Annotated in this window: 17 protein-coding genes and 1 pseudogene; 13 read left to right on the top strand and 5 right to left on the bottom strand. The window is 63.8% G+C overall.

Going from position 1 to position 21,029, the window contains the following annotated elements; all coding sequences use genetic code 11:
• The first annotated feature begins 14 nt into the window (after positions 1 to 14).
• The 5 genes from B0G80_RS17125 to bioB all read left to right on the top strand — a co-directional run bounded on the left by B0G80_RS17125 (position 15) and on the right by bioB (position 6,727).
• The gene (locus B0G80_RS17125) at positions 15 to 1,292 is read left to right on the top strand and encodes a dienelactone hydrolase family protein (RefSeq protein ID WP_116118748.1); all 1,278 of its coding nucleotides are present in this window, start codon (positions 15 to 17) and stop codon (positions 1,290 to 1,292) included.
• Positions 1,293 to 2,322: 1,030 nt separating this feature from the next.
• Positions 2,323 to 3,684, top strand: a complete 1,362-nt coding sequence (gene bioA, locus B0G80_RS17110) for an adenosylmethionine--8-amino-7-oxononanoate transaminase (RefSeq protein WP_116118747.1) — start codon at positions 2,323 to 2,325, stop codon at positions 3,682 to 3,684.
• Entirely contained in the window at positions 3,684 to 4,868 is a 1,185-nt protein-coding gene (gene bioF / locus B0G80_RS17105; protein WP_116118746.1) for an 8-amino-7-oxononanoate synthase, read from the top strand. The genes bioA and bioF overlap by 1 nt, the downstream gene beginning before the upstream one ends.
• Positions 4,865 to 5,608: a dethiobiotin synthase gene (bioD, locus tag B0G80_RS17100; RefSeq protein WP_116118745.1), complete on the top strand. Its 744-nt coding sequence runs from the start codon at positions 4,865 to 4,867 to the stop codon at positions 5,606 to 5,608. Before bioF ends, bioD begins: the two co-directional genes overlap by 4 nt.
• 33 nt (positions 5,609 to 5,641) lie before the next feature.
• Positions 5,642 to 6,727: a biotin synthase BioB gene (gene bioB, locus B0G80_RS17095; RefSeq protein WP_116118744.1), complete on the top strand. Its 1,086-nt coding sequence runs from the start codon at positions 5,642 to 5,644 to the stop codon at positions 6,725 to 6,727.
• Between the two features lie 93 nt (positions 6,728 to 6,820).
• Here the strand turns inward: bioB and B0G80_RS17090 are convergent, their stop codons facing one another.
• Positions 6,821 to 7,846, bottom strand: coding sequence for a sulfate ABC transporter substrate-binding protein (locus tag B0G80_RS17090; RefSeq protein ID WP_116118743.1), 1,026 nt, complete (start codon positions 7,844 to 7,846; stop codon positions 6,821 to 6,823).
• Positions 7,847 to 7,981: 135 nt separating this feature from the next.
• Positions 7,982 to 8,584 carry an alpha/beta hydrolase gene (locus B0G80_RS17085; RefSeq protein WP_116118742.1) on the bottom strand — a complete coding sequence of 201 codons (603 nt, stop codon included), beginning with the start codon at positions 8,582 to 8,584 and terminating at the stop codon, positions 7,982 to 7,984.
• Between the two features lie 348 nt (positions 8,585 to 8,932).
• Between B0G80_RS17085 and B0G80_RS17080 the strand changes: the two genes are divergently transcribed.
• The 6 genes and pseudogenes from B0G80_RS17080 (at position 8,933) to B0G80_RS17055 (ending at position 13,093) form a co-directional block, all read left to right on the top strand.
• On the top strand, positions 8,933 to 9,874 hold the full coding sequence (locus tag B0G80_RS17080) for a glyoxylate/hydroxypyruvate reductase A (protein WP_116118741.1): 942 nt from the start codon (positions 8,933 to 8,935) through the stop codon (positions 9,872 to 9,874).
• Between the two features lie 60 nt (positions 9,875 to 9,934).
• Positions 9,935 to 10,861 carry a hydroxymethylglutaryl-CoA lyase gene (locus tag B0G80_RS17075; protein WP_116118740.1) on the top strand — a complete coding sequence of 309 codons (927 nt, stop codon included), beginning with the start codon at positions 9,935 to 9,937 and terminating at the stop codon, positions 10,859 to 10,861.
• Between the two features lie 54 nt (positions 10,862 to 10,915).
• Positions 10,916 to 11,438, top strand: a pseudogene (locus B0G80_RS17070) (YbaK/EbsC family protein).
• Positions 11,439 to 11,451: 13 nt separating this feature from the next.
• The gene (locus B0G80_RS17065; protein ID WP_116119711.1) at positions 11,452 to 11,676 is read left to right on the top strand and encodes a DUF1289 domain-containing protein; all 225 of its coding nucleotides are present in this window, start codon (positions 11,452 to 11,454) and stop codon (positions 11,674 to 11,676) included.
• Entirely contained in the window at positions 11,673 to 12,176 is a 504-nt protein-coding gene (locus B0G80_RS17060) for a MaoC family dehydratase (protein ID WP_116118739.1), read from the top strand. Before B0G80_RS17065 ends, B0G80_RS17060 begins: the two co-directional genes overlap by 4 nt.
• Complete coding sequence (locus B0G80_RS17055) at positions 12,173 to 13,093, top strand: MBL fold metallo-hydrolase (protein ID WP_116118738.1); 921 nt, start codon at positions 12,173 to 12,175, stop codon at positions 13,091 to 13,093. Before B0G80_RS17060 ends, B0G80_RS17055 begins: the two co-directional genes overlap by 4 nt.
• Before the next feature lie 322 nt (positions 13,094 to 13,415).
• Here B0G80_RS17055 and B0G80_RS17050 read toward each other — a convergent pair whose 3' ends face one another.
• Entirely contained in the window at positions 13,416 to 14,315 is a 900-nt protein-coding gene (locus tag B0G80_RS17050) for a DMT family transporter (protein WP_116118737.1), read from the bottom strand.
• 114 nt (positions 14,316 to 14,429) lie between these two features.
• Here B0G80_RS17050 and B0G80_RS17045 point away from each other — a divergent pair, with 114 nt between their 5' ends.
• The gene (locus B0G80_RS17045) at positions 14,430 to 14,900 is read left to right on the top strand and encodes an Lrp/AsnC family transcriptional regulator (protein WP_116118736.1); all 471 of its coding nucleotides are present in this window, start codon (positions 14,430 to 14,432) and stop codon (positions 14,898 to 14,900) included.
• Positions 14,901 to 14,951: 51 nt separating this feature from the next.
• Here B0G80_RS17045 and B0G80_RS17040 read toward each other — a convergent pair whose 3' ends face one another.
• A complete protein-coding gene (locus B0G80_RS17040; protein ID WP_116118735.1) occupies positions 14,952 to 15,842 on the bottom strand; it encodes an alpha/beta fold hydrolase in 891 nt (296 codons plus the stop codon).
• A 285-nt stretch (positions 15,843 to 16,127) separates the two neighbouring features.
• Here B0G80_RS17040 and B0G80_RS17035 point away from each other — a divergent pair, with 285 nt between their 5' ends.
• Positions 16,128 to 17,087: a nitronate monooxygenase family protein gene (locus B0G80_RS17035; RefSeq protein ID WP_116118734.1), complete on the top strand. Its 960-nt coding sequence runs from the start codon at positions 16,128 to 16,130 to the stop codon at positions 17,085 to 17,087.
• 148 nt (positions 17,088 to 17,235) lie between these two features.
• Here the strand turns inward: B0G80_RS17035 and B0G80_RS17030 are convergent, their stop codons facing one another.
• A complete protein-coding gene (locus B0G80_RS17030) occupies positions 17,236 to 20,976 on the bottom strand; it encodes a methylmalonyl-CoA mutase family protein (protein ID WP_116118733.1) in 3,741 nt (1,246 codons plus the stop codon).
• Positions 20,977 to 21,029: the final 53 nt, after the last annotated feature.

Genomic DNA, 21,029 nt, shown 5'->3' with positions numbered 1-21,029 from the left:
AGGCAGGTGCGTGAATGGTGTTCAGCAAGGTTCTGACGAAGTGTGCGGTGATCTGTGCAGCGGCTACATGCGCTGTCGCACTCGCGCACGCCGACCCGCTCGCGGACACCCAGCCGGGACCGTTGACCCGCGCACACGTGCCGCGCATCGCGCTCGACGACGACGTCTATCTGCCCACCGCCGGTCTCAACGAACAGATCATCCGCGTACCGGTCGATGCAGCCGGCACGGTCACTCTCGAAACGACGATCTACAAACCGGACGGCGCTGGCCCGTTTCCGATGATCGTCTTCAACCACGGCAAGATTCCCGGCGATCCGCACACGCAGGAGCGCAGCGACCCTCTGCCGTTCGCGCGCGAATTCGTGCGGCGCGGCTACGTGGTCGTGGCGCCGAACCGCCAGGGTTTCGGTCACTCGGACGGCGTGTATCAGCAGGATGGTTGCGACGTCGAGAAAAACGGCATCGGCCAGGCCGGCGACGTCGCCGCGACGGTCGACTTCATGTCGAAGCAACCTTACGTGGACGCGACGCATATCGTCGTGGCCGGCACCTCACACGGCGGTCTTGCGACGATGGCGTACGGCACGCAAGCAGCGCCGGGCGTGCGGGCGCTGATCAATTTCTCGGGCGGCTTGCGGCAGGACGCTTGCAGCGACTGGCAGGGCAACCTGACGCATGCGTTTGGCGCGTATGGCGAGAAGACCAAGGTGCCGTCGCTGTGGATGTACGGCGATAACGATTCGGTCTGGAACGCGCGGTTGGTGGCAGGCATGTACGCCGCTTATGGCGCGCACGGCGCGAGCGCGAAGATGGTGGATTTCGGCAACTACAAGAATGACGCGCATCGGCTGGTCGGTGATCGTGATGGCGTGCATGTGTGGTGGCCGACTGTCGAGGCTTTTCTAGCGCAGGTGGGCATGCCGACTGGCGTGCAGTATCGTGTGTCGGATCCGTCCACGCCTAAAGCCAGTGGGTTTGCTGCTGTCGATGCTGTTGACGCCGTGCCGTTTGTCGATGAAGCCGGGCGTAATGGGTATCGGAATTTCTTGCATCAGTTTCCTAGTCGGGCGTTTGCTGTTTCTGACTCGGGGGCTTGGTCTTGGGCTGAAGGTGGCGATGATCCGATGTCGGTTGCGGTCGCGAATTGTCAGAAGCAGTCTTCTGCGCCTTGCAGGCTGTATGCGGTGAATAGCTCCGTTGTTTGGGGAGATCAGTCTTCGCAGACGGCTGATGGTGGAGCTCCCGCTGGGGGCGCCGATGCTCGGCGGGCTATTGCTAGTCGGGAATAGAAGTCCGGTTTTGTTTATGCCTGTCCGGCGGGTGTTGCTTCTCGGTGTTCTTTGAGGCGTTGGCCTTGCCTTGATCTCTTTGTGGTCTATTAGCGTTGCCCCTGTGCGGGGCGGCACCTACTTTCTTTGCCGCGGCAAAGAAAGTAGGCAAAGAAAGCCGCTTCACACCGCCAGCTCATAAGCGGGTCCCTCGGCTTGGAGGGAGTGCTGGCACATCTGGAATCTGTGCCCTCGCACATTGAGCCTCAGTGACAAGGCCGTCATTCTTCCGGCGGCGCTGCGCGCGCCGTCGCGGTAATTCTTCAAACCATCGGTTCGCTCTTGTGCTCAGTACTTGCTGAGCTGCCAGTCCCTATCTGTACCAACTTGTCCAACCGCTCATCGTTTCGGCGTGTACCGAAACGACGTCGTCGGCCCCACCGCGCACGAAAAACCCAATCGACTTACGCAGTCCCTTCCGGCGAGCGCGCAGCGCGAGGCGGGAGGTATGACTGCTGTGTCACAAGCGTCGAATGTGCGAGGGCACAGATTCCAGATGCACCACGACCGCGGCTGTGCGAGGACCCCGCTTATGGGCTAGCGGTGTGAAGCGGCTTTCTTTGCCTACTTTCTTTGCCGCGGCAAAGAAAGTAGGTGCCGCCCCGCACAGGGGCAACGCCAATAGACCACCATGAATGCAAGGAAAGGCCAACACCGCAGAGAACACAGACAGAAAAATCCGAGCCGGCGCAGACCCAAAACCCAAATCTTCGCCAGTAAGTTACCACTACTTTGCCGTCGCCAACTCCGCCGATCAGCGAGCTTCACTCACAAACAGAAACCACCTGCACCGAACATCGCCAAACCCCCGCGCCGCAGGCAAAAAACGCCATCGAACCCCTAGTGCACAGCACGAAATAAACCGCTAATCTCGACCCCGCAAGCCCGCCAAGAGCCGCGCGCAGCGCAAAAAAATCCGCGCCACCCGACTGAAAACGGCCCTAAAAAGCCACCCCGCGCAGCGGCATAAAAGCACCCCTGGAGTACCCCTTTGGAAAACCCAGCACCACCATCAGCAGCCCCCGAAGACTGGATCGCCCGCAGCCTCCGCGCCGTCTGGCACCCCTGCACGCAGATGAAGCACCACGAACGCCTGCCGCTCGTGCCCGTCGCGCGCGGCCAAGGCGCGTGGCTCTACGACCGCGCCGGCCATCGTTATCTGGATGCCATCAGCTCCTGGTGGGTCAACCTGTTCGGCCACGCCAACCCGCGCATCAACGCGGCACTGAAAGACCAGCTCGACACGCTCGAACACGCGATGCTCGCCGGCTGCACGCACGAACCGGCCATCGAACTCGCCGAGCGGCTCAGCGCGCTGACGAGCAACACGCTGGGCCACGCGTTCTTCGCATCAGATGGCGCATCCGCCGTCGAAATCGCCCTGAAGATGAGCTTCCACTCGTGGCGCAATCGCGGTTTCGCGGACAAGCAGGAATTCGTCTGCATAGCCAATAGCTACCACGGCGAAACCATCGGCGCTCTCGGCGTCACCGATGTCGCGCTCTTCAAAGACGCCTACGATCCGCTGATCCGCCACGCGCACGTCGTTGCATCGCCCGACGCCCGCCTCGCGCAACCAGGTGAAAACGCCGCCGACGTCGCGCGCCGCGCGCTCGATAACGTTCGCTCGCTGTTCGAAACACGCGCCACGAAAGTCGCCGCGCTAATCGTCGAGCCGCTGGTGCAGTGCGCAGCCGGCATGGCCATGCACGACGCGTCGTATATCGCCGGATTGCGCGCCTTGTGCGACCAATACGGTGTGCATCTGATCGCCGATGAAATCGCCGTCGGCTGCGGACGCACCGGCACTTTCTTCGCCTGCGAACAGGCCGGCATCTGGCCGGACTTTTTATGTCTGTCGAAAGGGATCAGCGGCGGCTATCTGCCGCTTTCCATCGTGCTGTCGCGTGACGAAATCTTCGCGGCCTTCTATCACGACGACACCGCGCGCGGCTTCCTGCATTCGCACTCGTACACCGGCAACCCGCTCGCGTGTCGCGCGGCGCTCGCCACGCTCGATCTGTTCGCGAGCGACAACGTGCTTGCCGCCAACGCGCAAAAATCCGCGAAGCTGAAGGCCGCGCTCATGCCGCTAGCCGAGCACAAGCAAGTCCGCAATCTGCGCCAGTGCGGCACGCTCTTCGCCTTCGATGCCGTGATCGACGACGCCCAGCAAGCCAAAACATTCTCTCGCCGCTTCTTCGAAAACGCGCTGCAGCGCGAACTGCTGCTGCGCCCGATTTCGACCACGGTGTATCTGATGCCCCCATATATCCTCGACGACGAAGAACTCGCGCTGCTCGCCTCGCGCACGCGCGAAACCTTCGAAGCCACGCTCGCGGAGACCCGCTAATGCACCTGCTCGACAGGCTCACCGAAGGCCTCGCGGAAATCGATGCGCGCGGCCTGCGCCGTCGCCGCCGCACTGCCGAAACGCCATGCGCCGCGCACATGACTGTGGACGGCCGCGAAATCATCGGCTTCGCCAGTAACGACTATCTCGGCCTCGCCGCGCATCCGCAACTCATCGCGGCGATCGCTGAAGGCGCGCAGCGTTATGGCGCGGGCAGCGGTGGCTCTCATCTGCTCGGCGGCCACTCGCGCGCGCACGCGCAGCTCGAAGACGATCTCGCGGAATTCGCGGGCGGCTTCGTCGATAACGCTCGCGCGCTCTACTTCAGCACCGGCTATATGGCGAATCTCGCCACGCTCACCGCGCTCGCGGGCCGCGGCACGACGCTCTTCTCCGATGCGCTCAATCACGCCTCGCTGATCGACGGCGCGCGCTTGTCCCGCGCCGACGTGCAGATCTACCCGCACTGCGATACGGAAGCGCTGAGCGCGATGCTCGAAGCCTCGGAGGCCGACGTCAAAGTGATCGTCTCCGATACCGTCTTCAGCATGGACGGCGATATCGCACCGCTGCCGCGTCTGCTCGAACTCGCGGAGCAACACGGCGCATGGCTGATCGTCGACGACGCGCACGGTTTCGGCGTGCTCGGCCCGCAAGGCCGCGGCGCGATCGCGCAAGCCGCGCTCCGTTCGCCGAACCTCATTTCGATCGGCACGCTCGGCAAAGCGGCCGGCGTCTCCGGCGCGTTCGTCGCCGCCCATGAAACCGTGATCGAATGGCTCGTGCAGCGCGCGCGTCCGTACATCTTCACCACGGCGTCGGTGCCGGCCGCGGCGCACGCGGTGTCGGCGAGCTTGCGCATCATCGGTGGCGAGGAAGGCGACGCGCGCCGTGCGCATCTTCAGCAACTGATCGAACGCACGCGCGCCATGCTGAAGGCGACGCCCTGGCTGCCGGTCGACTCGCATACTGCCGTGCAGCCGCTCATCATCGGCGCGAACGACGCCACGCTCGACATCGCGGCCACGCTCGATCGGGCGGGTCTGTGGGTGCCGGCGATCCGTCCGCCTACCGTGCCCGCCGGCACGTCGCGTTTGCGTATTTCGCTGTCGGCCGCGCACTCGCAAGCGGACCTCGACCGTCTCGAAGCCGGCTTGCAGCAACTCGGAGCGAAAGCGGCATGAGTAGCGCAGTTCAACACGCACTGTCCTTGTTCGTCACCGGTACCGATACGGAAATCGGCAAGACGTTCGTCTCGTCGGCGCTGTTGCGCGGCTTCGTCCGTGAAGGCCTGCAAGCCGCCGCGATGAAGCCGATCGCCGCCGGCGCGTTCGAGCTGAACGGTGTGCTGCATAACGAAGACGCGGATCAACTCGACGCCGCGTCGAACGTGTTGCTGCCGCCCGCAATGCGCACGCCGTATCTGCTGAAGGAACCGGCCGCGCCGCATATCGCGGCCGCACTGGAAAACGTTACGTTCGATCTCGACCACATCGTCGATTGTCACGCGCAGGCGCTGAAGCGCGCGGAGATCGTGGTCGTGGAAGGCGTCGGCGGCTTTCGTGTGCCGTTGACGGCCACTCAGGACACCGCCGATCTCGCCGTCGCATTGAAGCTGCCGGTCGTGCTGGTGGTCGGCATGCGGCTCGGCTGCATCAGCCATGCGCTGCTCACCGCCGAAGCAATCGCCGCGCGCGGGCTCACGCTCGCCGGCTGGGTCGCGAACCGCATCGATCCGGACATGACGTTCCCCGACGAAAACATCGCATCGATCCGCGAGCATCTGGCACGTGAATACGACGCGCCGTTGCTTGGCATCGTGCCGAATCTGAACCCAGCGTCGCCCGAACTTGCGGCGGACCAACTCGACATCAAACGGCTTTTGCAGACGCTGCGGCACACGCAAACGCATTCGCAGCGCTAAAAACTCACATATCCATCCATGAGGATTGACGACATGACGCAACTGAACATCGCTCCCACGCCCGCCGACACAGCCGCGGCAAACCACAACGCCAACGCCGCAGCCGGCGCGAAACAGGTCGCGCGCTGGCGCGTCGCCGACATCGTCGCGTTGTACGAACTGCCGTTCAACGACCTGATGTTCAAGGCGCAGCAAACCCATCGCGAGCATTTCGATGCGAACACCGTGCAACTGTCCACGCTGCTGTCCATCAAGACCGGCGGCTGCGAGGAAGATTGCGCGTACTGTCCGCAGTCGGTGCACCACGATACGGGCCTGCAGGCCGACAAGCTGATGCCGGTCGACGAGGTGCTCGCCGCCGCCAAGGTCGCCAAGGAAAACGGCGCGACGCGCTTCTGCATGGGCGCGGCATGGCGCAATCCGAAAGACCGCCACCTCGAACCGATCAAGGACATGATCCGCGGCGTGAAGGCAATGGGTCTGGAAACCTGCGTCACGCTCGGCATGCTCGAAACGCATCAGGCGCAAGGGCTGCGTGAAGCGGGCCTCGACTACTACAACCACAACCTCGACACGTCGCCGGAATTCTACGGACAGATCATTTCGACGCGCACGTATCAGGACCGCCTCGACACGCTCGAACGCGTGCGTGACGCAGGCATCAACGTGTGCTGCGGCGGGATTGTCGGTTTGGGTGAATCGCGTCGTGAGCGCGCCGGTCTGATCGCGCAACTGGCGAACATGGAGCCGTATCCGGAATCGGTGCCCATCAACAATCTGGTGCAGGTGGAAGGCACGCCGCTGACCGGCACCGAGGCGATCGACCCGTTCGAATTCGTCCGTACGATCGCCATTGCGCGCATCACCATGCCGCGCGCGATGGTGCGTCTGTCGGCAGGCCGCGAGCAGATGGACGAAGCGTTGCAGGCGCTGTGCTTCCTCGCCGGTGCGAACTCGATTTTTTACGGCGATCAATTGCTGACCACCAGCAACCCGCAAGCGGAGGCCGACCGCAAGTTGCTTGAACGTCTCGGCATTCGCGCCGAGGCCGCGCAGCAAATCCCGCTCGATCAAAGCGGCTGCGAACATGGCTGTGATAAGCACGCTGCGCCGAACTGAGCGTATGCGCCGCGCGTGATAGAGCACGCGCAATAAAAAAAAGCTGCCTCGTTTTTCGAGGCAGCCTTTTTGCTGACTTACGGCGCTAAAAACCTACTTCTTATCCACGATGATCTGATCAAACGTCCCGCCATCGGAGAAATGCGTTTGCTGCGCTTTCTGCCAGCTGCCGAACATCTCTTCCACCGTGAACGTCTTGATCGGTTTGAACTCTGCGACATGCTTCGCGAGCACGGTCTTGTCACGCGGACGCAGATGATGTTGCGCGATGATGTCCTGCGCGGCCGGCGACCACAGATAGTCGAGATAAGCCTGCGCTTCCTTGCGCGTACCGCGCTTGTCGACCACCTTGTCGACGATCGACACCGGCGGCGCCGCCAGCAAACTCACCGACGGATACACCGCCTCGAAATTGGCCCCGCCCACGCCCGTGTCCATCAGCGCGACTTCGTTTTCGAACGTCACCAGCACGTCGCCGATGCCGCGTTGCGTAAAGGTGGTCGTTGCGCCGCGGCCGCCCGTGTCGAGCACCGGCACGTTCCTGAAGATATCTTTTTCGAAGTCGAGCGCCTGCGCGTCGGTGCCGCCGTGTTGCTTGCGATAACCCCATGCGGCCAGATACGTGTAGCGTCCGTTACCCGAAGTCTTCGGATTCGCGATGATCACCTGCACGCCGGGTTTGGCGAGATCGTCCCAGTCCTTGATGTGTTTCGGATTGCCCTTGCGCACGAGGAACACCATCGTCGTGGTGTACGGCGCGCTGTCGTCCGGCAGGCGCGCGCGCCAGTTGGCCGGCACCAGTTGACCTTTCTCGGCGAGCAGGTCGATGTCGTTCGGCTGGTTCATCGTCACCACGTCGGCCTGCAGGCCTTGCAGCACCGACAGCGCCTGCGCGCTCGACGCGCCGTGCGACTGGCGGATCGATATGTTCTCGCCACTCTTCTGCTTGTACGCCGCGATGAAGCCGGCGTTGATGTCCTTGTACAACTCGCGCGTCACGTCGTACGAGACGTTGAGCAGCGATGTATCCGCGTGCGCCGTCGACATGCCCGCCAGCGCGAGCGTGATTGCCGTCATGCCGGCTGCCAGCCAGCGCGATGTCCCCGTCTTGCCTGCCATCTTGTCCCCGCCTGTCGATGATGAAAACCAGTGGCCGCACGAACGTGCAGCATGAAGCGGGATTCTAACGGATCGCTTACTTGGCCAGTGGTCCGTTCGCGCGTCACTCGATGCGCGAACGCCGCGCCCAATCACTCACACGAACGCTTGCTGTACAGCCTCGAACGGCTCCTCGCGAAAACGCAGCGGCGCCGCGCAATGCACCAGCGTATCGACGAAATATTTGGCGCGCGGCCACGGACCGAAGCCGGCCGCCGTGTTGATATGGCCGGCATCGCCGAGATTGACGAACGCGCTGCCGAAACGCTGCGCGAGATCGCGCGAGCCGGCGAGCGACATCCACGGATCGGTTTCGCTGCCGATCAGGATCGATGGCACGCCGAGACGCCGCGCGTCGAACGCTCCCGCGAAGGCGAATTTCTGCGGACTCGCGGGCGCGACGAACAGCACGCCGACCACGTCGTTCGCATACGACGCCTGCTGCAATGCATACGCGGTCGCGAGGCAGCCGAAGCTATGCGCGGCCAGCACGAACGGCCCACGCTCGCGCGCCAGCAGATCGCGCAGCGATTTCGCCCACAGCGCGAGGTCCGGCGCGTCCCAGTCGGCCTGCTCGACGCGCAACGAGCGCGCGAACTGCCGCTCCAGCCAGCTCTGCCAGTGCGCGCCCTCGCTGCCGTGCAGGCCGGGAACGGTGACGAGCCGCGGCGGCCATGTCGATTTGGTGCATGAAAGCATGTGTGTGCCTCGCTGCGGGAATCCGGGTAGTGATTGTCCCGCCGCTCACCGCAAGGGCGAACCAAGTTTTTGTGCTTTGTTTATCCGACAAATGCGCGGCCAGACGCACGAATAAATGCGCAATCCAACGCGCCGCCAACATCGGCCGCGCGGCGCAAAGCCCGCCTCCGAACCGCACGGCCGTACGCAAACGCGCGCGAATCGCGTCGAAAAAGTAGAATGAAGCCTATCCATAAAAGGAGGAGGCCTCATGCCGCAAGCGTCGTCCGCAACGCCGCAGCCGTCGCGCCGGTCATGCCGTGGCATCTTCGTCCCCAGACCCGATTTCGAAGGCGCCTTCCGGACCGTATGAAAATCCTCTTCTACATGCCGCATGCCGACGCCGCCGCCTGGCTGCACGATTTCGCTCGCGCCCTGCCGGACGCCGATCTGCGTGAATGGCAGCCGGGAGACTGCGCGCCGGCCGACTTCGCGGTCGTGTGGCGTCCGCCGCGCGAGATGCTGGCCGGCCGCGACGATCTGCGCGCGATCTTCAATCTCGGCGCCGGCGTCGACGCTATCCTCGCGCTAGAACACGAGCAGCCCGGCACGTTGCCGCGCAACGCGCAGTTGATCCGTCTCGAAGACACCGGCATGGCGCCGCAAATGGCCGAGTATGCAACGCACGCGGTGCTGCGCTATCTGCGCCGTTTCGACGAGTATCAGACGCTGCAGAACGAGCGCCGTTGGGAAGTGCTCGAGCCGCATCCGCGTGACACCTTCACGGTCGGCGTGCTGGGACTCGGCGTGCTCGGCGCGCATGTCGCACGAACGCTCGCGGCGTTCGGCCTGCCGGTGCGCGGCTACAGCCGCAGCGCGCGGCAGATCGACGGCATCACGACATTCGCCGGCGAAGCGCAATTCGACGCGTTTCTCGACGGCGTGAAAGTGCTGGTCAATCTTCTGCCGCATACTCCGGAGACGGGCAATGTCCTGAACGCGCGCACCTTCGCGAAGCTCGCGCATGGCGCATATCTGATCAACGTGGCGCGCGGCGCGCATCTGGTCGAACAGGATTTGCTCGACGTCATCGCAAGCGGGCAGATCACCGCCGCCACGCTCGACGTGTTCCGCGAGGAACCGCTGCCGCCGGATCATCTGTTCTGGCAGGAACCGCGCATCACGATCACGCCGCACGTGTCCGCGCTGACGCTGCGCGAAGAAAGCGTGGCCCAGGTCGCGCAGAAGATCGCTGCGCTCGTGCGCGGCGACACGATCAGCGGCGTGGTGAATATCGAACACGGATACTGAACCCATCGAATCCAGTTGAAGGAGCGCCGCCACGCGCGGCGTCGACATAGGAGACACATCATGGCCCTGCCCCAGCAAGTGAAAATCGTCGAAGTCGGTCCGCGTGACGGACTGCAGAACGAAAAGGAATTCGTCGCCACGGCGACCAAAATCGAGTTGATCAACCGTTTGTCGGCGGCGGGCTTCCGTAACGTCGAGGCCGCTTCGTTCGTGTCCCCGAAATGGGTGCCGCAGATGGCCGACGGCGCCGACGTGATGGCCGGCATCGAACGCCGCCCCGGCACGATCTACTCGGTGCTGACGCCGAACCTGCGCGGCTTCGAAGGCGCACTCGCCGCGCGTGCCGACGAGATCGTGATTTTCGGCGCCGCCAGCGAAGCGTTCTCGCAGAAGAACATCAATTGCAGCATCGCGGAAAGCATCGATCGATTCGCGCCGGTCGCGCAGGCGGCCAAGCAACATGGCCTGCGGATTCGCGGCAGCGTCTCGTGCGCGCTGGGCTGTCCGTATCAGGGCGAAGTGCCGGTGGCGTCGGTGGTGGATGTGGTTCAGCGTTTCGCGGCGCTCGGCTGCGACGAGATCGATATCGCCGATACGATCGGCGTCGGCACGCCGAAGCGCACGCGTGAAGTCTTCGAGGCGGTCACGCAGGTGTTTCCGCGCGAGCGTCTATCCGGCCACTTTCACGACACCTATGGTCAGGCGCTTGCCAACATTTACGCGGCTCTGCAGGAAGGGATCGAAATCTATCATGCGTCGGTGGCGGGCCTCGGCGGCTGTCCGTATGCGAAGGGCGCGACCGGCAACGTCGCGACCGAAGACGTGCTGTATCTGATGAACGGCCTCGGCATCGAGACCGGCATCGATCTCGCGCAAGTCGTGGCGATCGGCGATTTCATCTCGACGTCGATCGGCCGGCCCAATGTTTCGCGCGCGGGCAAAGCACTGCTCGCCAAAGCCCGCAGCGAAGCGGCCAACTGCGTTTGACGCTTGCGCAATGCGATCGCTGACCACTCACGCAATCAATCAGGACCTGAAACGATGACGGACCAAGCTTCTCTCGAATCCGACGATCTCACCGCACTGCCCGACTCGGCGCGCCGCGTTGCGCTGCTGCTGCGCGAACGCGGTCACGCGGGCCGGATCGTGATGCTGCCGGAAACCGGCAAGACCTCCGCCGAAGCCGCCGCAGGACTCGGCTGCTCGGTCGCGCAGATCGCCAAGTCGATCCTGTTTCGCCGCCGGGAAGACGACGCACCGGTTTTGGTGATCGCGAGCGGTGCGAATCGCGTCGACGAAAAGAAAGTGGCCGCGCGAGTCGGCGAGATTGGCCGTGCGGACGCGAAGTTCGTCCGCGAAAAAAACCGGCTATGCGATCGGCGGCGTCTGCCCGATCGGTCATGCGACCGAGCCTGTCACGCTGATCGATGCCGATCTGCTCGAACTCGGCAGTCTGTGGGCCGCCGCGGGTCATCCGCATGCGGTGTTCAATCTGACGGCGCAGGAATTAATTGCACTCACGAACGCGCCGGTGATCGACGTCGCGCTGCGCGAGACGGCTTGACGCGATGACGATGATGACAGCGGGCCTCGATAACGAAGACCACCACGCCGTGCCGTCGCCTTGCATCAACGTGTGCAGGATGGACGCGTCGACGGGCTGGTGCGAAGGATGTCTGCGCACCATCGACGAAATCGCCAACTGGTCGTTATTCGACGATGACGCGAAGCGCGCGGTCTGGGACGCGATCGAGCTTCGCCACGCGCAATTCGTCGCGAGCCAGCCGAAGGTGCGGCGATGAACGCAGCCCCACGCATCGTCACGGTCGGCGAAACGTTCAGTTCCACGCTGGCACTGTCGGCGGAGTCGGTGAAATCGTTCGCTGCGCTCGTCAATGATTACAACCCGCTGCATCACGATGAAGCGTATGCCGCGCAAAGCCGCTTCGGCGGCCTGATCGCGTCCGGCACGCAGCCCACCGCGCATTTCATGGCGCTGCTCGCGACGCACTATTCGACCTACGCGCAACCGCTGGGTCTCGAGTTCGATATCAAGCTGAAGAAAGCCGTCCACGCGAGCGACACGCTCACGATCACATGGCGCGTGAAGCATGCTTACTGGAAGCCGAGTTTGAACGGCGATCTGACGCATCTCGAAGGCTCGGTGGTGAATCAGCGTGGCGAGACCATGCTGGTCGGTTCGTCGACGATTCTCGTGATGCCGAAACCCGAAGCGTCCGCGAACGCAAACGCAAACGCAAACGCAAACGCAGGCGCAAATGTAGCGCCCAACTCGCCATGATCACGCTGCCGGAATCGATTCGGGTTTTCGAACGCGGCTGGCTCTCGTCGAACAACGTGCTGCTGGTGGACGACGCCTGCGCCGCGTTGGTCGATACCGGCTACGCTACGCACGCGCCGCAAACGCTCGCCCTCGTGCGGCAAGCACTCGGCGCGCGACCGCTCGATCTGATCGTCAACACGCATCTGCATTCGGATCACTGCGGCGGCAATGCTCTTTTGCAGGCGACGTGGCCATGCCGCACCGTCATTCCGGCTTCGGAAGCCGGCGCCGTGCAGGAGTGGGACGAAACGCGCCTGACGTTTCGCGCCACCGGCCAGACCTGCGAGCGCTTCACCCTCACTGGAACGATCGCGCCCGGCGCGCGCTTGCGGCTCGGCGCGCTCGATTGGGATGTGCTCGGCGCGCCAGGCCACGATCCGCATTCGCTGATGCTCTACTGCGCGGACGAACGCATTCTGATCAGCGCGGACGCGCTGTGGGAAAACGGCTTCGGCGTGATCTTTCCTGAACTGGAAGGCGAAAGCGGTTTCGCCGAGGAGCAAGCCGTGCTGGAAGCCATTGCGAGGCTCGACGTGCGCCTCGTGATCCCCGGCCATGGCGCACCCTTCACGAATGTCGAACAGGCGCTTGAGCGCGCGTTCTCGCGCGTTGCGTGGCTGCGCGCCGATCCGGCCCGCAACGCAAAGAATGCGCTGAAGGTGCTGATCGTATTCAAGCTGCTCGAAGTCCGTGCAATGGGCTTCGATACCTTGCTGCACATGCTCGACGACGCCAGCGTGATGCGCGCCGCCGCGTTGATGCTCAGCCCGCGTGGCGAATGGCCCGCGTTGCTGAAGGCGATTGTCGAGGAACTGGCGGCGAGGAATGGGCCGCTGGAAGTGAATGGTGCGCGCATCGTCGCGCGCGCGGCCTGACGTTTTGCCTCTGAGAGAGACAAAGCGGGATATCGTCGCCACAAAAAGAAAGCCGCTCGACCCTTGCAGGCGAGCGGCGGAAATTCTGTCGGACGTGATCAGCGTCAAGACGCATGATACGCGTGCCGGTTTTTTGACCGCATCGGTGATTTCCCTACAGAAGTTTGACGCCCGCTTTCAAAGCCGCCTACAACGCGTCACGTTACGAGGCGCCGTGGTTGCGTATCTTTCGGATCATTTAGTCCGCGGTATGAATATATTTGCGCATCCAGTTACTCTGGAATCCGTATCATTGTGATTCGTCGCAAGCGCGCAACGCCGGTCAGGTCGACGACAGGCGCTTTTGCGGCACGATCCGCCAGCCGAGATTGACCCCGGCTGCCGCCACCAGAATCAGCACCGCTCCCAGCACCTGAATCCACGCGAGCGTTTGCCCGAACGCGATCCGGTCGACGATGATCGCCACCACCGGATAGATGAACGAGAGCGCGCCCGTCATCGAAGTCGGCAGCTTCTGGATCGCACCGTACAACAGCACGTACATGAGGCCGGTATTGACGACGCCGAGCACGACCAGTTCGAGCCACTGCACGCCGGTTGTGGGCAACGCATCGAAGCGCACGAACGGCGCGAGCATCAGCACGCCGAGCGATACCTGGATCAGCGCGATCAGATGGGGCGGCGTGCCCTTGAGCCGCTTCGTGATGATCGACGACACCGCATACATTGCGGCCGCGCCGACCGCGTATGCGACGCCGACAAGATATTGCCCCGGCACCGCGAGCACCGCCGGTTCGACCTTCACGACAAACACGAGGCCGATGAACGCGACCACCAGCCACGCGACCGTCGACGCACTGACGCGCTCGCGAAACACCAGCGCGCCGAGCGCCACCAGCATGAACGGCTGCGTGTTATAGACCGCTGTCGCCATGGAGATGGACGCGCGCGAATACGCGGCGAACAGCAATACCCAGTTGATCACGATCGCCGCGCCGCCGAGCAAGGCGAGGCCGAGCATCTTCCACGAGAACAGTTTGCGCTGAAATAGCCCGAGTAAGGCGCACACGAGCGCGAGCGTCGCGCCGCCGAAAATGCAGCGGAAGAACACGACGTTGAACGGGCTTTGCTGCGACGACACCACCAGCCAGCCGATGGTGCCGGACATCAGCATCGCCATGGTCATTTCCGCGGCCCCGCGGCGGATTTCATTTGACGCCATGATTCGATCCTCGAATTGATTCCTGCATGACGAGCAGTGTAATTAATCCGATCGTCCGAATACATGGCTAAACTTAAGCGATCACGCGATACGACCTAACAATCGAAGGCCGTCATGACAAAACGCCTTACTCTTCCAACGCCCGCCCCGCTCGACGACACCGACCGGGCGCTGCTCGCCGCGCTCGCGGAAGACGCCCGTCAGCCGGTCAGCGAACTGGCGCGTCAAGTCGGGCTGTCGGCGCCGAGCACGGCGGAGCGCGTGCGCAGGCTCGAAGCGCAAGGTGTGATCGAGCGCTTCACGGTGCAGATCGATCCGCGCGCGCTCGGCTACACGCTGCAAGCTATCGTCCGCGTGAAGCCGCTGCCCGGTCAGTTGCATCTGGTGGAAGAGGTGATCCGGCGCATTCCGGAGTTCGTCGAATGCGACAAGGTGACGGGTGACGATTGCTTCATCTGCCGCCTGTATCTCCATTCGATCGAGCAGCTCGACGAGATTCTGTCCAAGGTCACCGAGCGCGCCGAGACCAGCACCGCGATCGTCAAGTCGACGCCGGTCGCGCGCCGCCTGCCGCCGCTCGGTTGAGCGACGCGCGGACGCTGCTTCGCGTAGGGGCGAAATGGAACGGACGTGACGTTACTGTGCGACCGGTTCGAAAAAAGAAAGCATTTCGGCGACCAGTTCGTCCGGCGCTTCTTCAGGAATGTAGTGGCCGCAAGACAGCGCGCGGCCGCTCACGTCGCGCGCCACATGACGCCATTCCGCCAGCGCGTCGAAGCACTTCTCGATCACGCCTTTGTCGCCCCACAGCACGCGCAGCGGGCAGCCGATCTTGAGACCGCGCTCGATGTCGGCGCGATCGTGTTCCAGATCGATGCTCGCCGATGCGCGGTAGTCCTCGCACATCGCGTGAATCGCATCCGGTTGCGCGAGGGCCGCGCGATAGGCGTCGAGCGCGACGGGTTCGAACGGCGCAAGACCCGCGTGACGGCTGCCCATCACCGCGTCGACATACGCCGCCGGATTCCCACCGATCAGCGTTTCAGGCAGCGGCGCCGGCTGGATCAGGAAGAACCAGTGGAAGTAATGCGTCGCAAAGGCGCGGTCGGTGGCTTCGTACATGGCGAGCGTCGGCGCGATGTCGAGCAGCATCAGACGCTCGACGGCGTCCGCATGATCGAGCGCCATGCGGTGCGCGACGCGCGCGCCGCGATCGTGCGCGCATACGAGAAAACGGTCGAAGCCGAAATGGCGCATCACGGCGACCTGATCGGCCGCCATCACGCGCTTGGAATACGGCGTGTGCGCGGCGTCGCTTGGCGGCTTGCCCGACGCGCCGTAACCGCGCAGATCGGTGGCGATCACCGTGAAATGCTCCGCCAGCTGCGCGGCGCACTTCCGCCAGATCAGATGCGACTGCGGATGACCGTGCAGCAGCAGAAGAGGCGGCCCCGCCCCGCCTTTCGCTCCAAAAATATCGACGTCGCCCACGGCGACGCGAAAGGGCGTGAAATTCTCGAAAGCCATGGCGTCTCGCTCGTGATTTTGGAGTCCCTGCATTGTAGAAGCCCGATGTGTCCGTGCGAGGTGGGATAGCCCACGCAAGCATAGAACCTGAACACTCCTTCCAACTGTTCTAAACGCCCCAATCGAACGCGCTCGCTGCGCTTCGCCTATAATCGAACGACCGTTCTTAAAATCTTCGGATGGCTGTGGCGTGTAGGAAAGCGCCGCAAGCCATGTGCCGCTAAACTCAGTCATCGCCGGGCGCGCAACGACGCACCGGCCCGCTCAAATCAGGAGACACGCACTATGGCATTGCCCGCCGTCCTGCAAAAACTCGCGCTGCCCGTCGTCGCTTCGCCGATGTTCATCGTCAGCTATCCCGAGCTCGTGCTGGCTCAATGTAAGGCCGGGATCGTCGGCTCGTTTCCCGCGCTGAATGCCCGTCCGGCTGAGCTGCTCGACGAGTGGCTCACCCAGATTCAGGCGCAGCTCGCCGAGCACAAGGCCGCCAATCCCGATGCGCTGATCGGGCCGATCGCCGTCAACCAGATCGTCCATCAATCGAATACGCGGCTCGAACACGACGTGCGCGTATGCGTCGAACACAAGGTGCCGATTTTCATCACGAGCCTGCGGGCGCCGGCGCGGGAGATCGTCGATGCGGTGCATAGCTATGGCGGCATCGTGCTGCACGACGTGATCAATCTACGCCATGCGCAGAAAGCGCTGGAAGCGGGCGTCGACGGTCTGATCTTGGTCGCGTCCGGCGCGGGCGGCCATGCGGGCACGACCTCGCCGTTCGCGCTGGTCGGCGAAGTGCGGCGCATGTTCGACGGCCCGATCGTGCTGTCGGGCTCGATCGCCAACGGCGGCTCGATTCTCGCCGCGCAGGCCATGGGTGCGGACCTCGCCTACATGGGCACGCGCTTCATCGCGACCACGGAAGCTCACGCAGTCGACAGCTACAAGCAGGCGATCGTCAATTCCACGGCGTCGGACATCATCTACACGAACCTGTTCACCGGCGTGCACGGCAACTACATCCGCGAAAGTATCCTGAACGCGGGGTTGGACCCGGACGCGCTGCCGGAATCGGACAAGAGCGCGATGAACTTCGGCAGCGACAAGGCGAAGGCGTGGAAAGACATCTGGGGTGCGGGTCAGGGCGTCGGGCTAATGGACGACGTGCCGAGCGTGGGCGAGTTGGTGCAGCGTTTGACGAAGGAATACAACGACGCAAAGGCGCGGCTGGGGATTGCGCGCTGAGGTGGTGCGCCCGGGCGTGACTTGGCGGGGGTTGCGCGTTTACCTAAGCGTCTGATTCGGGGCTCTGGATCCGAGGCGCCTGATCCGGACAGTTTTGCACTGCGGCCCGGCTTCACGCCGAGCCGCAGCGATCGCCGCGCAGCCTGACTCACATATTGCGGCGGTACTGCCCACCCACTTCGAACAACGCATGCGTGATCTGCCCGAGCGAGCAGACACGCACGACGTCCATCAGCACCGCGAACACGTTCTCATCGTCGATCACCGCGCGCTTCAGGCGTTCGAGCGCGGCCGGCGCCGCGTCGCGATGCTGCGCCTGGAAAGCGCGCAGACGTTGCAACTGGCTCTGCTTTTCGTCGTCGGTGGAACGGGCTAGTGCGATCGGCGGCGGCGCCTCATGCGGATGCGCGCTCAAAAACGTGTTCACGCCGACGATCGGATACGAGCCGTCATGCTTGCGGTGCTCGTACAACATCGACTCGTCCTGGATGCGTCCGCGCTGATAGCCGGTTTCCATCGCGCCGAGCACGCCGCCGCGCTCGGTCAGCCGGTCGAATTCGGCGAGCACCGCTTCTTCCACCAGGTCGGTCAGTTCCTCGATCACAAAGCTGCCCTGATTCGGATTCTGATTCTTCGCGAGCCCCCATTCACGATTGATGATCAACTGGATCGCCACCGCGCGGCGCACCGAATCCTCGGTGGGCGTGGTGATCGCTTCGTCGAACGCATTCGTGTGCAGCGAGTTGCAGTTGTCGTAGATCGCGATCAGCGCTTGCAACGTGGTGCGGATGTCGTTGAAGTCGATCTCCTGCGCATGCAGGCTGCGGCCCGACGTTTGCACGTGATACTTGAGCTTCTGGCTGCGTTCGTTCGCGCCGTAGCGCTCACGCATGGCAACGGCCCAGATGCGGCGCGCGACGCGGCCCAGCACGGTGTACTCCGGGTCCATGCCGTTCGAAAAGAAGAACGACAGATTCGGCGCGAAGTCGTCGATCGACATGCCGCGCGCGAGATAGGCCTCGACATAGGTGAAGCCGTTCGCGAGCGTGTACGCGAGTTGCGAGATCGGGTTCGCGCCGGCTTCGGCGATGTGGTAGCCGGAGATCGACACCGAATAGAAATTGCGCACGCCGTGCTCGACGAAGTACGCCTGAATGTCGCCCATCACCTTCAGGCTGAATTCGGTCGAGAAGATGCAAGTGTTCTGGCCTTGGTCTTCCTTCAGGATGTCGGCCTGCACGGTGCCGCGCACGTTTTCCAGCGCTGCGCGGCGCGTGGCGGCAAGTTCCTGGTCAGTGAGCGCGCGGCCTTGTTGCTGCGTCATGCGCGCGACTTGCTGATCGATCGCCACGTTGAAAAACATCGCGAGGATGGTCGGCGCGGGGCCGTTGATCGTCATCGAGACCGAGGTTTCCGGCGCGCAGAGATCAAAGCCGTCGTAGAGCGTTTTCATGTCGTCGAGCGTCGCCACCGAGACGCCCGAATTGCCCACCTTGCCGTAGATGTCGGGCCGCTCGTCGGGCTCTTCGCCGTAGAGCGTGACCGAATCGAAGGCAGTCGAAAGTCGTTTGGCGGGCATGCCCTCGGAGAGCAGCTTGAAGCGCCGATTGGTGCGTTGCGGATCGCCTTCGCCGGCGAACATCCGCGTCGGGTCTTCGTTTTCGCGGCGGAATGGGAACACGCCTGCGGTGAACGGAAAATAGCCGGGCAGATTGTCGAGCATCAGCCAGCGCAGAATCTCGCCGTGGTCGACGAACTTCGGCAGTGAGACTTTGCGCACTTCAGATCCGGAGAGTGTCGTGACAGTGAGCGCGGTGCGGATCTCGCGGTCGCGGATGCGGACGATGTGTTCGGCACCTGAATAGGCGGCCACGGTTTGCGGCCAGCCGTCGAGCAGCGTGCGTTCGCGTTCGCCGAGGGAGGCGGTGCGTTGGGCGATGAGGGCGTCGAGTTGTTGGAGCGGCGAAGGCGCGCCGGCGTCTGCGACGCTCGCTATGGAGTGTTCGGTTGAGTCGGCGCCCAGGTTGGCGTTCGGGTTGCCGTTCGGGTTGGCGTTCGGGTCCGCGTTCGGGTTGGCGTTCCGGTTGCTGCTTGGGCTGGTGCTCGGGTCGGCGCTCGGGTCCGCGTTCGGGTTGGCGTTCGGGTCCGTGCTCGGGTCGGCGTTCACGCTCGCCCGCGATTGCGCAACAGCCCCAGCGGCCCTCGCTGCCTCCGCGAGCATCCGGCGCGCCTCTGCAAGTTGCCAGCGTTCGCGCGCCACCCGCGCTTGCGCGTCGGCTCGCTCGCGATAAGCGTGGACCGTCTGCGCGATATCCGCCAGATAGCGCACCCGAGCCGGCGGCACAATTGCGTTGCGGCCGCTCGAAAAGCGCAGGCCTTCCGGCGCGGCCAGACGGCCGCCGCCTGCGCGCAAGCCATGTTTGCGCAGCGCCTCGGCGACGTGCACATACAGCGCGGTCACGCCGTCGTCGTTAAAGCGCGAGGCGATCGTGCCGAACACCGGCATCGCTTCCGGCGCCTTCGCGAAGTCGCCGCGATTGCGCTGCACCTGTTTGGCGACATCGCGCAACGCGTCCGGCGCGCCTTTGCGATCGAACTTGTTGATCGCGACGAAGCCGGCGAAGTCGAGCATGTCGATCTTCTCCAACTGGCTGGCCGCGCCGAACTCCGGCGTCATGATATACAGCGATTCGTCGACGAACGGCACGATCGCGGCGTTGCCCTGCCCGATGCCAGATGTTTCGACGACGATCAGATCGAAGCCCGCCGCTTTGCATATCATCAGCACGTCGGGCAACGAGTCGGAGACTTCGCTCGATGCTTCGCGCGTCGCCATCGAACGCATGTAGACGCGCGCGCCGCCGCCCCAGTCGCCGATCGCGTTCATGCGGATGCGGTCACCCAGCAACGCGCCGCCGGACTTGCGGCGCGACGGATCGATGGCGAGCACGGCGATGGTGAGGGTGTCGCCGTAGTCGAGGCGAAAGCGCCGGATCAGTTCGTCGGTGAGCGAGGATTTGCCGGCGCCGCCGGTTCCGGTGATGCCGAGGACGGGGGTGACGGTTGCCTTGACCTTGGCTTGAGCAGACAGTTTTTCGCGCGCGGATGCGTCGACGCCGCCCGCTTCGAACTCGCTGATGATCCGCGCGAGGCGCCGGAAGGTGAGGGATGTTTTGTCGGCCGTGTCGGCCGTGTCGGCCGTGTCGGCCGTGTCGGCCGTGTCGGCCGTGTTGGCCGTGTCGGCCATATGATCCGCGTTCGCCGCGTTGCCCACCCGACTCGGCTGACTGAACAGATTCCGCGCGGCATTCACGTCCTCGTCGCCGCCAGCATCGCCGCGCGAATCAAATCGCGGCAACCCATGCTTCGAAAGTTCGTTCACCCACTCGCCAACCGGATTCTGCCCGGCCGCCACAGCCGCACGCGCGCCTTCGGCGCAGCGCGCGATCATATCGTCGATCATGCCTTGCAGCCCGAGCCGCTGCCCATCCTGGGGCGAATAGATCTTCTCGACGCCGTAACGCTCGAGCTCCGCGATTTCCTCAGGGACGATCACCCCGCCGCCGCCGCCGAACACCTTGATGCGCTCGCCGCCGCGTGCTCGCAGCAGATCGACCAGATAGCGGAAGTATTCGTTGTGGCCGCCCTGGTAGCTGGACACGGCGACGCCGTCGGCGTCCTCTTGCAACGCGGCAGCGGCGACTTCATCGACGGAGCGGTTGTGGCCGAGGTGAATCACCTCTATTCCGCTCGCTTGCAGAATGCGCCGCATGATGTTGATCGACGCATCGTGGCCATCGAACAAGGCAGCCGCCGTGACAAAGCGCAAGCGCCGGCCCGCGGGCAGCTTGTGGCTGCCGGCGCGCTGCGGCGTGGACAGATCGGTCATGTCTCCCCCAGATCATTACGCGTATGGGTGCTGGCAACCAGTATAGCGAAACG

This window comes from Paraburkholderia sp. BL6669N2 (genome assembly GCF_003387275.1).
In the GTDB taxonomy this organism is placed as follows: domain Bacteria; phylum Pseudomonadota; class Gammaproteobacteria; order Burkholderiales; family Burkholderiaceae; genus Paraburkholderia.
Note: the sequence above shows the minus strand (reverse complement) of the source record. Positions and strands in the feature narration are given on the sequence as shown.

Bases quoted from the DNA above. Each gene is read 5' to 3' on its own strand.
- B0G80_RS17125 (WP_116118748.1), top strand. From the start codon at position 15: ATGGTGTTCAGCAAGGTTCTGACGAAGTGTGCGGTGATCTGTGCAGCG.
- bioF (WP_116118746.1), top strand. From the start codon at position 3,684: ATGCACCTGCTCGACAGGCTCACCGAAGGCCTCGCGGAAATCGATGCG.
- bioD (WP_116118745.1), top strand. From the start codon at position 4,865: ATGAGTAGCGCAGTTCAACACGCACTGTCCTTGTTCGTCACCGGTACC.
- bioB (WP_116118744.1), top strand. From the start codon at position 5,642: ATGACGCAACTGAACATCGCTCCCACGCCCGCCGACACAGCCGCGGCA.
- B0G80_RS17090 (WP_116118743.1), bottom strand. From the start codon at position 7,846: ATGGCAGGCAAGACGGGGACATCGCGCTGGCTGGCAGCCGGCATGACG.
- B0G80_RS17085 (WP_116118742.1), bottom strand. From the start codon at position 8,584: ATGCTTTCATGCACCAAATCGACATGGCCGCCGCGGCTCGTCACCGTT.
- B0G80_RS17080 (WP_116118741.1), top strand. From the start codon at position 8,933: ATGAAAATCCTCTTCTACATGCCGCATGCCGACGCCGCCGCCTGGCTG.
- B0G80_RS17075 (WP_116118740.1), top strand. From the start codon at position 9,935: ATGGCCCTGCCCCAGCAAGTGAAAATCGTCGAAGTCGGTCCGCGTGAC.
- B0G80_RS17065 (WP_116119711.1), top strand. From the start codon at position 11,452: ATGACAGCGGGCCTCGATAACGAAGACCACCACGCCGTGCCGTCGCCT.
- B0G80_RS17060 (WP_116118739.1), top strand. From the start codon at position 11,673: ATGAACGCAGCCCCACGCATCGTCACGGTCGGCGAAACGTTCAGTTCC.
- B0G80_RS17055 (WP_116118738.1), top strand. From the start codon at position 12,173: ATGATCACGCTGCCGGAATCGATTCGGGTTTTCGAACGCGGCTGGCTC.
- B0G80_RS17050 (WP_116118737.1), bottom strand. From the start codon at position 14,315: ATGGCGTCAAATGAAATCCGCCGCGGGGCCGCGGAAATGACCATGGCG.
- B0G80_RS17045 (WP_116118736.1), top strand. From the start codon at position 14,430: ATGACAAAACGCCTTACTCTTCCAACGCCCGCCCCGCTCGACGACACC.
- B0G80_RS17040 (WP_116118735.1), bottom strand. From the start codon at position 15,842: ATGGCTTTCGAGAATTTCACGCCCTTTCGCGTCGCCGTGGGCGACGTC.
- B0G80_RS17035 (WP_116118734.1), top strand. From the start codon at position 16,128: ATGGCATTGCCCGCCGTCCTGCAAAAACTCGCGCTGCCCGTCGTCGCT.
- B0G80_RS17030 (WP_116118733.1), bottom strand. From the start codon at position 20,976: ATGACCGATCTGTCCACGCCGCAGCGCGCCGGCAGCCACAAGCTGCCC.